Raw genomic sequence first — 14195 nt, 5'->3', positions numbered from 1 at the left:
TTTTGTTAGCTATTTGCGCAAGTAAATTGCTAAACGAACACTAATGTTTCCAATACTCACTGCACGGGTAGGAACAGTCGCGTCTCTTGCTCGTGTTCTTTTTAATGTAGGTCGGGTCAAGACCCGACGAGCTGTTGGGCGAGGCGCCCAACCTACGTTGGAGAAAAACATGGAACTTAAGAGGATTAACAAACAAGATTTTATTCATTACTATACAGCGAAACAAAACCAGTTTTTTAAAGCCTTTGCGAGAGATTACTTAAATTATTTGGGTAATCCCAATCCTACCAACAAGCAGCTTGCTGAAGTACAAACCTTGTTGTCACTGGCGTGGGTGCAGCGGCCGCTTTGTATCGATGGGCGTTTAACCAAACGTGAGCAGCAGTGTTTGTATTTATCGTCTCTGGGGAAAAGTATTAAAGAGATTGCTACCTTTTTTGCTGTGTCGGAACGGCAGGTGGTCTGGCATCGCAATAACATTTTTCAAAAACTGGCGTGTAAAAACATTGCGGAAGCGATAGCTAAAGGTATACGTTATGGGGAAATCGGATCGCCTGCTTAAGGCCGGTGGTAAACCAGTGGTTTGCCGCCTCGCGGAAAGGAGGCACGGGAGAATAAGAGGACGGCGTGAGGAAGCGCTGTAACCGGATTAAATGACCGCTTTTACAACAGATTATGAAAAGGACAATCATGACACAATTATTAATCATTGAAGACAATTTCATTTGCCAGCAAATATACCGTTCATTATTGAGCGACGACTATCAATTAACGTTGGCAGAAACAGCGCAGCAAGCATTGGAAACACTGACCAACCAATTCTTTAATTGCATCCTTCTGGACTTGGGATTACCGGATAAGCGAGGCGAGGAAATCCTGCCATTGATTCGTGCGAATCCTTTGCATAAGGATACCACGATCATTGTCATTTCAGCCCATGTCGACGAACCCTTGGGGCAACAGTGTTTGGCTTTGGGGGCAAACCATATCTACATCAAGCCAATTTTGCCGACGATGCTGCGGCAAGCCGTGGAAAATGCGTTGGTTCATTAGAATTTTAAATCGGGAAACCCGGTTGCTAGCAACCGGGCTACCCAATACGTTGCTATGGGCAGGCTGTTTAGATGTGATTGCGCAGCATTAGCTCTTCAGGATAAGGCGACAAATAGCTCTGCATTTCCAGATAGGGTTGGGGATGGTGGCTTAGATGGTGCTTTAATAACGTGATAGGCACAATTAACGGCAAAAGCCCGCGTTGATAATTGCTAATCGTGTTCAGTAACTCTTGTTTATCTTGTGCACTTAAGACCTTTTTAAAATACCCCAAACAGTGTTGCAGGACATTGGCATGCTTGGCGGGCGTTGCAATAAAGCTTAAAATAGTCATCAAACCTTGCAGGTACTCAAGCATTAACGTCGAGCCATTCTCTTTATCCAGTGTACCGACCAGGCGCCCCAGCTCCCTGCTTTTATGCGGGTGATGAGCCATTAAGGTTAACTTATGGCGGGTGTGGAAGTTAATGAGCTCCTTCCCGGTAAAACCAGGCTCCATGGTGACTTGCCAATCATGGTAGATAAAAAGCCTTTCGATAAAATTTTCCCGAATCTTCGCGTCATTTAATCGCCCTTCTTCTTCAATGGGCAAATAGGGAAATGCCTTTTTCAATACACTGGCATATAAACCTTCCCCCAATAGCGGCGCCTGCTCTTTTCCCCGGTAAATTTTCACCCGCTTTAAACCGCAGGTGGGTGACTTGCTCTTTAAAATATAACCACTAATCGTAGTGAGTGCCTTCATCGTCTCATGGGCAAAGTCCAGCATCGGCTGCGTGTAATCGCGTTGGTGATTTTTGACCTCCACCAGGCGCGGGGAACCAGCCTCGCCAATCAAACGGATAGCCGGTCTGGGTATCCCCATACCAATAGCCACTTCCGGACAAACAGGTAGAAAATCAACATAATGGGAAAGGAGATCACAGATATAATTATCACGCTTGTGTCCCCCATCAAAGCGAACTTTCTCACCAAGAAGACAAGAAGAAACCCCGAGCAGAATCCGCTTTTTCATATTCTTTCCTATTGCTTACCGTTTAAAGCATTAACAACTGTGATAATCTGTAACGTTATAAAATAATGAAAGGGTTATCAATGTCTGCAGCAATTATTTGGTTTAGACAGGATTTACGTTGTCATGATAATCCCGCCTTTATCTCGGCTTGCAATAATCACCCTGTCGTCATCCCGCTTTATATTCTGGATGACCAAACCCTCCTCGGCAGCGCTCAAAAATGGTGGCTCCACCATAGTTTGCTGGCCCTGGAAGAAAGCCTGCAAAAACAGGGCTTACCGTTATTGCTCCGTCGTGGCAAAGCAATGGACATAATTTCTCAGCTAAGCCAGGAATTTAAAGTCGATACGGTCTATTGGAATCGATGCTATGAACCTTCGGCAATCCAACGTGATAGCCTGATCAAGAAAACACTGGGCGGGCAAGGGATTAACGTCCTAAGCTCTAATGGCAGCCTGCTCAATGAACCCTGGACCATTAAAAACAAAAGCGGAGGGTATTTCAAGGTATTTACGCCGTTCTGGCGGCATTGCCTTACAGAAATGAGTATTCCTGAGCCGATGGTTAAATATGGCCACCCCTCCGCGCCGCCTCTTTACAGCGAACCCTTGCAAGACTGGAATTTATTACCTGAAAAACCAAACTGGGCAGCAGCTTTTCATACCTATTGGCAACCGGGAGAGGACGGTGCGCAAAAACGCCTGGATCGTTTTATCAATAACGCCTTAAACGGTTACCACACATCACGTGATATTCCCGAGCTGGATAGCACGTCCAGGCTATCACCCCATCTTCATTTTGGTGAAATTAGCCCCTGGCATCTTTGGAGAACATTAAAACAAGCGCAATTTGCGAAGGATATCGATTCAGCGTCCATAGACCGTTTTTTAGCAGAACTGGGTTGGCGGGAATTTTCCTACCATTTGCTTTATCATTTTCCAGCACTTCCCGATTGCAATTTTAAATCCGAGTTTAACGCCTTTCCCTGGCAAATCGACGACAGCGGGCTACAGTGCTGGCAGCAAGGCATGACGGGATATCCCATTATTGATGCCGGGATGCGTGAGCTATGGCAAACGGGCTATATGCATAATCGTGTCCGTATGATTGTTGCTTCCTTTCTGACGAAAGATTTAATGATTGACTGGCGACAGGGTGCCGCCTGGTTTTTAGATACCCTGCTGGACGCCGACCTGGCAAATAACTCTGCCAGTTGGCAATGGGTAGCGGGAAGCGGTGCTGATGCGGCGCCCTACTTCCGCATTTTTAATCCCATCCTCCAAAGTAAAAAATTTGATCCCCAGGGAAACTATATCCGGCAATGGCTGCCAGAGCTTGCAAAAGTCCCAACCGAATGGATCCATCAACCCTGGTTAGCACCACAACCCGTCTCGGGCTTAATTGGCAAGAAGTACCCAAAACCAATCGTTGATCATGATGAAGCCAGAAAAAATGCACTCAGTCTTTATAAAATGCTCCAAAGCAATTAGGCAAATAAACCAGCTAAAGCATTGTTAAGAATGGGAACTAGAATGGGCGAGGCAAGCTGTCATAGATACACTCCTCTTCCAGGTAACTTTCCTCTTCTAAGCGGGATTTCTTTTTACCATCCTCATTATTTGCAGCCGAACGTTTCGGTTGCGATGCTCTGGGTTCTTCGTATTCCCTCTCGGTTTTTTCGTTTTGACTCATGTAGGAAGTGGTGAGCACTTCACCAAAGCAAGAAAAAATATCTCTGGCGTCATCGTCATTAGGCTCTCTTAATTTCAAAATGACCGTTTCTTGTTGCGGTATGATTGTCAAATTAAAAAGCGCCAGCGTGTGAGTCTCAGCAAGTGCTCGATACATTGGTTCCCTTAAGTTTTCATCGATTGAAAAGATTAAACAGGTTCCTTCTACTCTTGCATGACCTGAACGATACCTGTCAGCCAGTAATTGCATCATGGAATAATTGGTTTGAGTTTCCAAGGGAGCATCTGGATCTTCTGCTGCCAAGGGATCCTCCCCTCTTTCTGAAGGGCTAGGATTGCTGAAGAAAGTGGGGCTGTATTGCCTTCTCAATTCGAGTACAGGAAGAGTAAAAGAGCCTATTCTTACCGTTTGAAATTCTGATTCGGTTTCAACGGCATCAGGAGCACCGGCTTCTCCATCGGGGCTTACCTGAGCCTGAGAAAAAAACATTGCGGTAGCATCTGGTGAACCAGCAGGAAAAGGCGGCACAACGCTTTGTTGCTCGCTGGTTTCCAATACAGGAGGGGAAAAAGAACTCTCTTCTATTCCTTCTACATCATTGGCAAGGAATTCTTTGCGTTTAAAATGCTTCAAGAGGATGGCATGAGTCTCGGCGGGATTTAAGGTGGGTATGATTAAAGTTGGCTGAGGAGCTGTTTCTATTATCCAAATTTGTTCCCGTTTTAATTGGAATAGGGACATGGCTGCTTTTAGGATTTCTCGTGCGGCTTGCGGGGAATAAATAGCTAATTGCAAATCATTATATTGCTCTAATTTCAGACAATTTTCTAACATAAAGCGCGGGCTATCTATTAATTTTGGGTTGTCTATAATTAGCTGGACAGTGAGTTTTATGCCATCTACATGCAGCCCCTTTAAACGCTTGGTTAAATAGTTAGGATAAATACCAATTTCCCCTGCTGCCCCGGTTAGCGTCTTTTTCCCGAGAATAGCCTGCCACATAGTGGCTAAATCCACTTCTCTATTTAATTTGTTACCCGTTGTGTGTGGTTTATCATAAAAATCTTTAAATACTTCCTGTTCAGCTGAGCCCACAGACATTGTTTTGAGGTCTATCAAGCGAAGCTTCTCTCCGTTGTAACGAAACTTGGATAAAGAAATTTGTAAACTGCTAATGCTGACACCTAATGCTGCAACTGCATCATCAATCGCTCGACAATCGGCGAGCATAGAATGAACCTGCCGCCAGGTAGGAGCGGAGGCTTTTCTGGGTTTTGAAAATTTTACCGTATAAGAGTCACCAAAGAGTGTCGGTGCCTCTTCCAGACTAATTGTTTTTAAAAGATTAAAGGTAAGGGCACGGCCGTTGTATTGATAACGGGCCAAGCCTCGTTTCAGGCTGTCACGGCCTAATCCTAATTCGAATGCCAGGGAAGATAGACGTTTATCTTTATCATTCATTGCCAGCACATGAATCTCTTGCAAACTATAATCGCTTACTGATCCTTGTTTTAGAATTACCGGTTTATCGTAATCGCTACCAAATAGCTCTTTGGCTTTTTCTATGCTGAGTGTTGATAAGGTCTCAAAAGACAAGGTAAATCCCTTATAATCGGCTGCTTTTCTAAGGAAGGCCGCCAGTACCACGCTAACACCAAGTTTATTTTCAGCTTCTGAGATATGATTTGATTTGAGAATGGCTTGGTGTATCTGCGAAACTGTTTTGAGGGAAATTGTCTTTTTCACGAGAATTCTTATTGGAGTTAAATGGAAATGGGCAAAATTTTATCATAATTCCCTCATAAAGTGTTCGCTTTTTAAAAATGGCAACCGGAGAAAAACAAACATCAACGAGGTATCAATTCCTATCACCCAACAGGTAGGCGTGTATTTTTCAGCCAATATCGATTAAAATTTGCTACCCTCAACCGCTTGTAGACAACCGTTGATTATCACCGACCAACTGGAAGATGAGATCTGTACCCAGGGCTTCCATATTATTGATAATTTTCTTCCTATCGAGGATTATCAAACGCTGCGTGACATCGCTGACGAGATGCACACGAAGGGCCAATTCAAAAGTGCGAAAATAGGCCGTCAATTCGGAGCTGGCCATCACAGCGCCATTCGTAACGACCAAATCTGCTGGTTAGATGAAGAGTCTGCCAATCAATCCATCAAGGCCTATTTCAATAAAATTAGCCTGCTGGCAGACAAGCTGAATCAAACCTTATTTCTAGGCCTGGTCGATTTTGAAACCCATTTTGCTATTTACCAACCGGGGGCTTTTTATAAAAAACACGTTGATCAATTCGCGACAACCAAAGAGCGGCGGATTTCTTGTGTTTATTATCTTAATACTGACTGGCAAGAGTCCTTTGCTGGAGAATTAAACCTCTATGGGCTGAACGATCAGCTCATCACGTCAATTCTTCCTTGTGGAAACCGGTTTGTTTGTTTTAACAGTGAGCTACCCCACGAAGTTTGCCCAACCCGTCAAACCCGCTATAGCATAACGGGTTGGATGAAGACACGATCGATGTCCTTAGTCACGTAATGATTCAATGCCTCTACGGAACAACATTGAAAAGGCCGTCTTTGCATGCGTTAGCGAAGCAATCCGGACCGATCTTCAAACAAAATCCCTAAGGAAATTACTCTCTCATTATTCATAACCAACTTCTTGTGTATAATAGAGATTTGCTTGCCAAAGATTCTCATGTACGCCTTAGAAATTAACCAGCTGCGCAAAACGTATGCGAATGGTGTGGAAGCCTTAAAAGGCATTGATTTAAGAGTCAAGGCCGGTGATTTTTTTGCGTTGCTGGGTGCTAATGGGGCAGGAAAATCGACCACCATCGGTTTAATAACCACCTTACTAACAAAAACCTCAGGCAGTATCCATATCTATGGTCATGATCTGGATGAAAAACCCGAGTTGGCTAAATCCTGCCTGGGATTAGTCCCTCAGGAATTTAACCTTAATATTTTTGAAACCTGCGAGCAGATCTTAATCAGTCAAGCCGGCTATTATGGAATAACACGCGCCCAGGCGAAACCCCATGCCCAAAATTTATTGAAACAACTTGGCCTATGGGATAAACGGAACTCGATTGTGCGCCACTTATCCGGTGGGATGAAACGCCGGCTCATGATTGCCCGTGCCTTGATTCATCAACCCAAGGTTTTAATCCTTGATGAGCCTACTGCAGGCGTGGATATAGAAATTCGTCGGAGTATGTGGGAATTTTTAACTCAAACGAATAAACAGGGAACAACGATTATTCTCACGACCCATTATCTCGAAGAGGCCGAGCAGCTTTGTAAACATATCGCCATTATTGACCAGGGCAGCATTGTTGAAAACACATCGATGAATGCCCTCTTAAAAACGTTAAGGCATCAAACCTTTGTATTCAATACAGAAAGCCCCATCGATGAGTTGCCGGTGATAGAACCTTTCGTGACAACCCTGGTTGATAACTATACCTTTGAATTACGCGTCGATAATAACTGGTCACTGAATGATGTTTTTTCGGTATTAACGCAGCACGGTCTTCGCATTCATAGTATGCGCAATAAAACCAACCGCTTGGAAGAGCTTTTTCTGGATCTTATCAAACATGGCCATTAAACAACAAACGATTGCTCTTTATACGCTGGTAAGGCGGGAACTGGTCAGAATGTTCCGTATCGCCTCGCAGGTATTTTTACCACCGGTCATCACTACCGCGTTATATTTTATGATTTTCGGCAGTTTAATGGGGCAACGCATTGGCCCCATTCAAGGAGCCAGTTATCCTGAGTTTATTGCACCCGGTTTGATTATGATGTCCGTTATTACCAATGCATATAGTAACGTTTCTACCTCGCTCTTCAATGTGCGCTTTCAAAGGAGTATTGAAGAAATGTTAGTCAGTCCCATGCACAATGGTATTATTCTGCTGGGTTATATCCTGGGTGGCGTATTGCGGGGGCTAATTGTTGCGCTCCTGGTTTTTCTTGTTTCCTGTTTTTTTGTCGATCTGGATTTCCACAGTTTGCCGCTGACACTTTTTATTGTTCTTCTGGCCTCGGCCCTGTTCTCCCTGGCTGGATTTACCAATGCCATGGTCGCCCGCAATTTCGATGACGTGATGCTCATCCCAACTTTCGTTCTGACACCATTGATTTATTTAGGGGGTGTTTTTTACGCGACCAGTATGCTTCCGCCTTTTTGGGAAAAGCTCTCTCATCTGAACCCGATCTTATACATCGTTAACGCCTTACGTTATGCCATGATTGGTCAGCAAGAAGTCAGTATTTGGTTTGCAATCCTGATCATTTGTTTCATGGTAATCCTTTTAAGTGCCCTCAATATGGTCTTGTTGAAGAAAGGGGTAGGGTTGCGAGATTAGCCATGGCAGGTTCTGGAAATGAATAAAGACGACTTTTAAAAGGAGAACGCCGTCTCTATACCCGACAGAACGAAGTCTGGACTCACCTAAAATACCCTCTCCTTTAAGCTAATTGGCTCTAAAAATGCGCTTAAAGGGCAAATTTATGTTATATTTTGCCCTTTGATGTATAAAACAAGTCCAATTGATAGAGGTTCTTCTCGGCACAATGAATTGCTTATCAGCGCGTTATTAGCCCAATCGACCGATTAAATCCTATCCGTTAACGTTGAGGAAAAAGAATGGTAGTCAAAAAACTGATAGGCAGTTTATTCACTCTCTTATTTTCGATTCATTGCTACGCTTTTTACACCCAGGACGCGGTGATTTACGATAAGAATAACAAGCCGGTTAGCATTGATGGGATCTCCTGGTCAGGTTTTCAAGATTCTAAAATTTTCCAGGGATTAGCGTCCCATCCCTTTTATGCAGTCGGTGATATCCCCACTTCTTATAATAAAACCTATGGGATGCTGGATGCTCTGGTACACCCGTGGGATTTTATTGATAGTGGTGTTGATCATTCCACTGGCGTTAATTTCAAAACTGTTCGTGTCCCCATTCAACCAGGTGTACTCTACGATACGGCGTCATCTGTCGATTTAAATAAATCCATTAGCAACAAAGCTCAGCCCACCAAAGGGAATGGTGTTTTTTGTAAAACTTGGGCAAGTACAGGCTCGACCTGTGCTGCCGCCGTGTCACCCAAAGAGGCCTTTTGGATAAGCCTTGCCGAATTTAAAAAAAATAATGTCAAAGTCCTCATTGATATTCATCATGGCTATGGTTATGGCGATAACTATCGGGACGGTACAGTTTATAACCTGAATCAATATGAAGCCGATTTAAAATTAATACTGGCGGAGATTAAAGCCCGTGACCTCAGCAATGTCATTGGTATCGATGTTTTTAATGAACCCTATGCCCTCCATTGGTATCGCAGTAATAATAGTCAGCCTGCCTGGATAAAGGTTATCGCTACTGCAGCTAAAATCATTCAGCAAAATAATCCTGATTTACTCTTGTTTGTTGAAGGCCCTGGGCCCGGTTCAGGCGATCCTGATCAACCCGTTATCTGTGTGAAAAATGAGGAACTGATCCCTGATGAAGCTTATGCAATTATCAATGATCCAGCGAATTGCATCGCTCATACCAAGCGCCTGGAATTCAAGGGCAATTGGGGCGAAGATTTCAAAACCCTATTGGCAAAGAATCCAGCCAGGCAAGGAGACGCTCGTTTTGACAGAGCGGGATTTATTCAACAGTTGCAAGCAACGGGTTTAAATGAGACCGCGATAACCTGGTTAATGGGCGATGAAAATGCCAGCCACGCGCATCTGATTTTCTCACCCCATGTTTACCCGCGCGAGGTTGCTACCTGGGAATCCGCCCCCGGCAAACCAAGTGAATTGCGATTTGACTGGAGTTGGGGCTTCTTAAAAAAAGCGGGGTATTCCGTAGTCTTGGGAGAAGCGTCATGGAAAAGCACCGAAGGATTAGCCTTTTTTCAAAAGGCATTGATTCCTTATCTGGAAAAAAACAATCTGCAAAACAATCTGTTTTTTTGGGCCGTAGGCTATTTGGGCGATACGGTCAGCATGATCGATCCCAATTCTGCCAAACTTGATCTGCAAGCCCAAAGGGTTTTACATAACTTGTTTAACCAGAAAATAGATCAAGGAAAGTTGTCTATCACTTTTGCTGATCCTGGCTTCAACTTAACTGGTGCGGCAGAACTCAGGTTGCAGGAAACGGGGCAATCGTATACTTGCAGCTATGAAGGATGTTCATTCAATCTGGCTGGCGGAACCTACCACCTGTTGCTGGCAGACAGCTATCAATTGGATAATCAGGCTCATCAAAGTTACCGGGTTAAATCGAGTACCGCTCCTGTCGCTTTTCAGGTTACTGAAGGTCAAAACAATGCGCTAACTATTTCCCTGGAAGGCGAGCAAACAGGACCTCAACCTGCGTCAACGATCGATTATCAAATGAATCTACTGGATGAAAGTGGCAAGCCAGTGAATAATCAAACTGTCGCTGCCACTATTCAATTTCATTCAGAATTCAATCATCAAGAGACGATCAATTGTGTCGTTGAGCAACGCCATTGCACCACGTTGATTTACAATCAAACTATCAATAGCAAAACAGGGACTTTTGGCATCGAAACCTATCACATTGAACTTCCCCATACAGTTCATTATCTTGAGAAGACCTACACACTGGTCAGTGAGAAAACGGATAACAAGCTGATATTACCAGCCAAGCCTTCGGAAATAGTGCTTAATGCTTTTTACCAGGCAGGAACTACTTCCAGTGATCAACACTGTACTGTCAATTTAGTCTTACAAAATCGCTGGGAGGGTGGCGCAGTATTTCAAGGAACGATCACCAATACCAGTCAAGAACCTATCCATAATTTTAGTGTTAAATTGAGTTTTAACACTGACGACATTGCCAATCCAATGATTGTTAACCACTGGCTTGGTAATCATGCGTCCCTGGTAGAGTCCGAAGGAATTTTTACCTTAAGCGCGCAACCTTCCGACACGAGTAACGGTTTGCTTCCTGGTAAAACGCAGTCAATAGGATTTCAACTATCTGGAAACCTTTCGCAGAAACCGACGCTTAAGGTGTTAAGTTGCGAAGCGGAATAAGCAGTGACTCAGGCAAAAAATATATCGGATAATCATTAATAGTTGCAACGCATTGAATTTCTATCTTTTACCGATTATTTTATTCAGTCAAGGTAATTGAATAAGGATGTGGTGATGGTTAAAAAAATTGCCGTACTGGTAGGTAGTCTGCGCAAGGAATCATGGAATCGCAAGCTCGCTTTAACCTTAATCAAACTTGCCCCTTCTTCCCTTGCTTTGCAAATCATTGAAATCGGACAGCTACCGCTTTATAACCAGGATCCTGATGATCAAAATAGCCCCTTGGCTGAATGGGTCGCTTTTCGTGAAAAAATCAGCAAGGTAGATGGTCTTTTATTTGTTACCCCGGAATATAACCGCTCCATCCCTGCCCCCCTTAAAAATGCCATCGATGTAGGCTCAAGACCCTACGGTAAAAGTGTTTGGGATGGTAAACCAGGCGCAGTGATTAGCGCCTCTCCAGGTGCAATCGGCGGCTTTGGTGCCAACCAACACCTGCGTCAAACCTTCGTATTTTTAAATATCCTCTGCATGCAACAACCAGAAGCTTATATAGGCAGCGTTAATACGCTTTTCGATAAAGAGGGCAATCTGACCCAAGAGAAAACAGAAGAGTTTTTACGCCACTACATGGAAAGCTTTGCCAAATGGGTCGCGCAATTTTAGGCTTGTAAATATTACTCGATTGCATCCCTCCCCTGCAGGGAGGGGGGCATTTGCTATAATAAAATAGATAGTTAAGATTTGCTTAATAATTAACAACTATAGTAAGCCACGACTTAAAAAAATGGTTGTCTTATGGGTACAAGAAGTAAAACCCCGGTGACTTGGGAAGAATTTTTTAAGCGCAATCCTTATTTTGGCCGCATCAACTCGCGCCTTCAGGTCGTTGTCACTCAGCAAAGCAGCTCACCTGATACGAACAACAATAATGCACCAGTTGCACCAACTGGAAGCGGACAACCTCCAATCTCTGTTGCAAAAATACAGCAATTCTGGCGTAAAAAAACGTCAACGGATACTAAAGTAAAAGTACAGGCAGGATCAGCTCATCTTCCACCGCAAGCCAAATTGATGGCTAATATTCGCTCTGATAAGGAAGTCAAAAAAATACTGGAAGAGGCAGCAAGAAAAAAACGATTGCATACAAATCTTGTACAAACCATTTTACATCAGCCCAATGCAATCAAATGCGCGTATGAGTTATATAGAGAGAATAAATTAACGAAGGACCAGTTCTTTCGCATCACTGAATTGCATAAGAACTATATCAAGGACGAAGAACATGTTATTTATAAATCAGTAAATATTAGTAAAATCAAAAAATTAGCACAGTTAGTTAACAATGGACTTAGAAATGTTAATGATCCTGGGCATAACGATCAATTTGCAGAATTAAAAGAATTTTTAAAAGATCCAACGTTTCCCGAAATTGTTGTTGGTTTATATGACTCAAATTATAGTCATGGTATGCAAGCCCAGCAATTACTGACCTTACTCGAATTGTATCAGTCACAACTGCAACGCCCTGGATTGCGGCCAGTTAGAAATCGCGCTGGGGAAGTTGAAATGCTTCGATCGCCGCAACCTTATATTACCAGTATTAATCGAATACTTGATGAGAATGGGCTGTTTACTGAAGAAGCAAAAAAATTTCTGCTCCCTTTGTTAAATCAGCCAGGTCGTTTAAAATCCGTGAATGAAAATAACGACTATGAAGAGTTCCGACGCTTAGTGGCGCAATTACCACCATCAGAACAAATCTTTTATACTGTTATTGCATCCTCTACGGCACAATTGACACGGAATGTTCTGGGCGAATCCGCGGTGACAGAAATACCATTTCAATTGGCTGACCATTTTAACAAACTCGATGGCGTAAAAATTAGCGATGAGTTACCGTTGTTGATCCCAACTTGCGGTTTACGAAATGCCATTGGTATATTGCGCTATGGTGTAGACAATTATATACCAATAGAGCCGCAGTTCGGTGTCAAATCCATGACTGACATTGAAGAAGCGTATAGAGAACGTCACCATCGTTTGGCATTTTTATATTATCCTTATACACCCGATCCAGGTGCGGTGCATAATAGCCCTTTAGATACTTATCTTGGTGTATTTGCGCATGATAAATACCATAGTGATGTTGTTTCATCCATGCCTGATTATGCTAGAAATGGCCTTTTGCGATTTGCAGATATTATTCGCGGCAAAACAGGTATTGATTGGTCTGATGAGCTTTGGATCTGGATTGATGCTGATTTTCGTTATTTTAAATCGAATGAAGTTGATCCTTTGTCTGCACCCGGGATTGTCCACTTTTGTACCATGCTTGATACGCTTCAACTACCAGACATTGAGTCTGGTAAACCCTATGGACAAATCCTTATCAAAGGGATTGGGCCATCCTCTGTAGGCCTATTAGCCATGCTGGATATGGTTGAGAATAAAAAAGACTGGCAAGCGATAGGCCTCGATCCAGACTTGTTGCCTGATGCCAGTCAGATGCGTACTCTGCCCACAAGGCGTTCTACAAAGCTGTTACACAAGCCTTTAGACTATAAAAAATATTTTACGCGTATTGAAGAAATGGTTAATCACCATCAATCCATTTTAGCAAAACCACCCGCTGCGCAATTATTAGAAATCATGGTTTATTTAAGCCAACCCAACAAACTAGCCACAAAAGAGATCAGTGAGTTTGGCAACTTTGTCGATGAATTGCAAAAACAGGGGCTTTTAAAAATAGAAAAAGAAGGCATCAATATACATCTAAAATTTGCTGGCAAACATTTAGAATATAATGAGTCTCTCAATCATAACACGCTGCATCCTTTAATATTAATGTATAAAGTTTATCGTCAGAAAAGGGCCTATTGGAACAAAGATGATTTTGTGAAAGCGTATGATGAAAGCAATGCCGTGATGAATACAATGATAAGTTTACTTAAAGATAATAATCTCAAAGATCCTGCCAAAAATATATTGGACAGAATTATTCAAACAATTCTTCTGCAGACATCGAATCTTTCTACCGAGGATATCTCTTTTGATACCTTGAAAAAATCAATTGACGCCTACTCCACGAGACAAACCTATTTATTTCAGACACCGAAAGAAGAAAAGAAAACGTCTGATAAATTACTCGATAAGGTATTTGCGAATGCCTACAGTTATGACAAGAAGACGATTAGTTTGATTGAACTTATTGATTCAATTACTCAATATAAAGATAGCCTGACACAGGAACAACAAGTAGAAAAACAACAAACTACAATGACGCCCAAGAAGAAATGATCACAGCAATGATTGTTAGTTTTTCGAAGAATTACTAAG

Annotated in this window: 11 protein-coding genes; 9 read left to right on the top strand and 2 right to left on the bottom strand. The window is 42.9% G+C overall.

Translation table 11 applies throughout. The annotated features are described in order from the left end of the window. Nucleotides 1-43: 43 nt before the first annotated feature. Together ACN4Z1_RS09385 and ACN4Z1_RS09380 are read left to right on the top strand one after the other, a co-directional pair. Nucleotides 44-562, top strand: coding sequence for a LuxR C-terminal-related transcriptional regulator (locus ACN4Z1_RS09385; RefSeq protein WP_419386636.1), 519 nt, complete (start codon nt 44-46; stop codon nt 560-562). 128 nt (nt 563-690) lie between these two features. Beyond that, entirely contained in the window at nt 691-1053 is a 363-nt protein-coding gene (locus ACN4Z1_RS09380) for a response regulator (RefSeq protein WP_419386635.1), read from the top strand. 67 nt (nt 1054-1120) lie between these two features. Here ACN4Z1_RS09380 and ACN4Z1_RS09375 read toward each other — a convergent pair whose 3' ends face one another. Continuing rightward, complete coding sequence (locus ACN4Z1_RS09375) at nt 1121-2068, bottom strand: YbgA family protein (RefSeq protein ID WP_419386634.1); 948 nt, start codon at nt 2066-2068, stop codon at nt 1121-1123. A gap of 80 nt (nt 2069-2148) precedes the next feature. On the opposite strand from ACN4Z1_RS09375, the gene ACN4Z1_RS09370 reads away from it, so the two are divergent. Further along, nucleotides 2149-3558, top strand: coding sequence for a cryptochrome/photolyase family protein (locus ACN4Z1_RS09370; RefSeq protein ID WP_419388126.1), 1410 nt, complete (start codon nt 2149-2151; stop codon nt 3556-3558). A 37-nt stretch (nt 3559-3595) separates the two neighbouring features. Here ACN4Z1_RS09370 and ACN4Z1_RS09365 read toward each other — a convergent pair whose 3' ends face one another. Next, entirely contained in the window at nt 3596-5506 is a 1911-nt protein-coding gene (locus ACN4Z1_RS09365; protein ID WP_419386632.1) for a hypothetical protein, read from the bottom strand. 199 nt (nt 5507-5705) lie between these two features. Here ACN4Z1_RS09365 and ACN4Z1_RS09360 point away from each other — a divergent pair, with 199 nt between their 5' ends. From ACN4Z1_RS09360 to ACN4Z1_RS09335, 6 genes are all read left to right on the top strand, one after another. Beyond that, the gene (locus ACN4Z1_RS09360) at nt 5706-6317 is read left to right on the top strand and encodes a 2OG-Fe(II) oxygenase (protein WP_419386638.1); all 612 of its coding nucleotides are present in this window, start codon (nt 5706-5708) and stop codon (nt 6315-6317) included. A gap of 162 nt (nt 6318-6479) precedes the next feature. Next, a complete protein-coding gene (locus tag ACN4Z1_RS09355; RefSeq protein ID WP_228363810.1) occupies nt 6480-7394 on the top strand; it encodes an ABC transporter ATP-binding protein in 915 nt (304 codons plus the stop codon). Further along, the gene (locus ACN4Z1_RS09350) at nt 7384-8157 is read left to right on the top strand and encodes an ABC transporter permease (RefSeq protein WP_228363809.1); all 774 of its coding nucleotides are present in this window, start codon (nt 7384-7386) and stop codon (nt 8155-8157) included. Before ACN4Z1_RS09355 ends, ACN4Z1_RS09350 begins: the two co-directional genes overlap by 11 nt. A gap of 281 nt (nt 8158-8438) precedes the next feature. Continuing rightward, the gene (locus tag ACN4Z1_RS09345) at nt 8439-10856 is read left to right on the top strand and encodes a cellulase family glycosylhydrolase (protein WP_419388125.1); all 2418 of its coding nucleotides are present in this window, start codon (nt 8439-8441) and stop codon (nt 10854-10856) included. A 108-nt stretch (nt 10857-10964) separates the two neighbouring features. Continuing rightward, nucleotides 10965-11522, top strand: a complete 558-nt coding sequence (locus tag ACN4Z1_RS09340; protein WP_370634582.1) for an NADPH-dependent FMN reductase — start codon at nt 10965-10967, stop codon at nt 11520-11522. A gap of 132 nt (nt 11523-11654) precedes the next feature. Beyond that, nucleotides 11655-14156, top strand: a complete 2502-nt coding sequence (locus tag ACN4Z1_RS09335; protein ID WP_228363806.1) for a hypothetical protein — start codon at nt 11655-11657, stop codon at nt 14154-14156. Nucleotides 14157-14195: the final 39 nt, after the last annotated feature.

This window comes from Legionella sp. ST3F1 (assembly GCF_048553315.1).
GTDB classification, from domain to species: Bacteria; Pseudomonadota; Gammaproteobacteria; order Legionellales; family Legionellaceae; genus Tatlockia; species Tatlockia donaldsonii.
This window is presented reverse-complemented; position numbering and strand designations above follow the sequence as displayed.

Bases quoted from the DNA above. Each gene is read 5' to 3' on its own strand.
- ACN4Z1_RS09385 (WP_419386636.1), top strand. From the start codon at position 44: ATGTTTCCAATACTCACTGCACGGGTAGGAACAGTCGCGTCTCTTGCT.
- ACN4Z1_RS09380 (WP_419386635.1), top strand. From the start codon at position 691: ATGACACAATTATTAATCATTGAAGACAATTTCATTTGCCAGCAAATA.
- ACN4Z1_RS09375 (WP_419386634.1), bottom strand. From the start codon at position 2,068: ATGAAAAAGCGGATTCTGCTCGGGGTTTCTTCTTGTCTTCTTGGTGAG.
- ACN4Z1_RS09370 (WP_419388126.1), top strand. From the start codon at position 2,149: ATGTCTGCAGCAATTATTTGGTTTAGACAGGATTTACGTTGTCATGAT.
- ACN4Z1_RS09355 (WP_228363810.1), top strand. From the start codon at position 6,480: ATGTACGCCTTAGAAATTAACCAGCTGCGCAAAACGTATGCGAATGGT.
- ACN4Z1_RS09350 (WP_228363809.1), top strand. From the start codon at position 7,384: ATGGCCATTAAACAACAAACGATTGCTCTTTATACGCTGGTAAGGCGG.
- ACN4Z1_RS09345 (WP_419388125.1), top strand. From the start codon at position 8,439: ATGGTAGTCAAAAAACTGATAGGCAGTTTATTCACTCTCTTATTTTCG.
- ACN4Z1_RS09335 (WP_228363806.1), top strand. From the start codon at position 11,655: ATGGGTACAAGAAGTAAAACCCCGGTGACTTGGGAAGAATTTTTTAAG.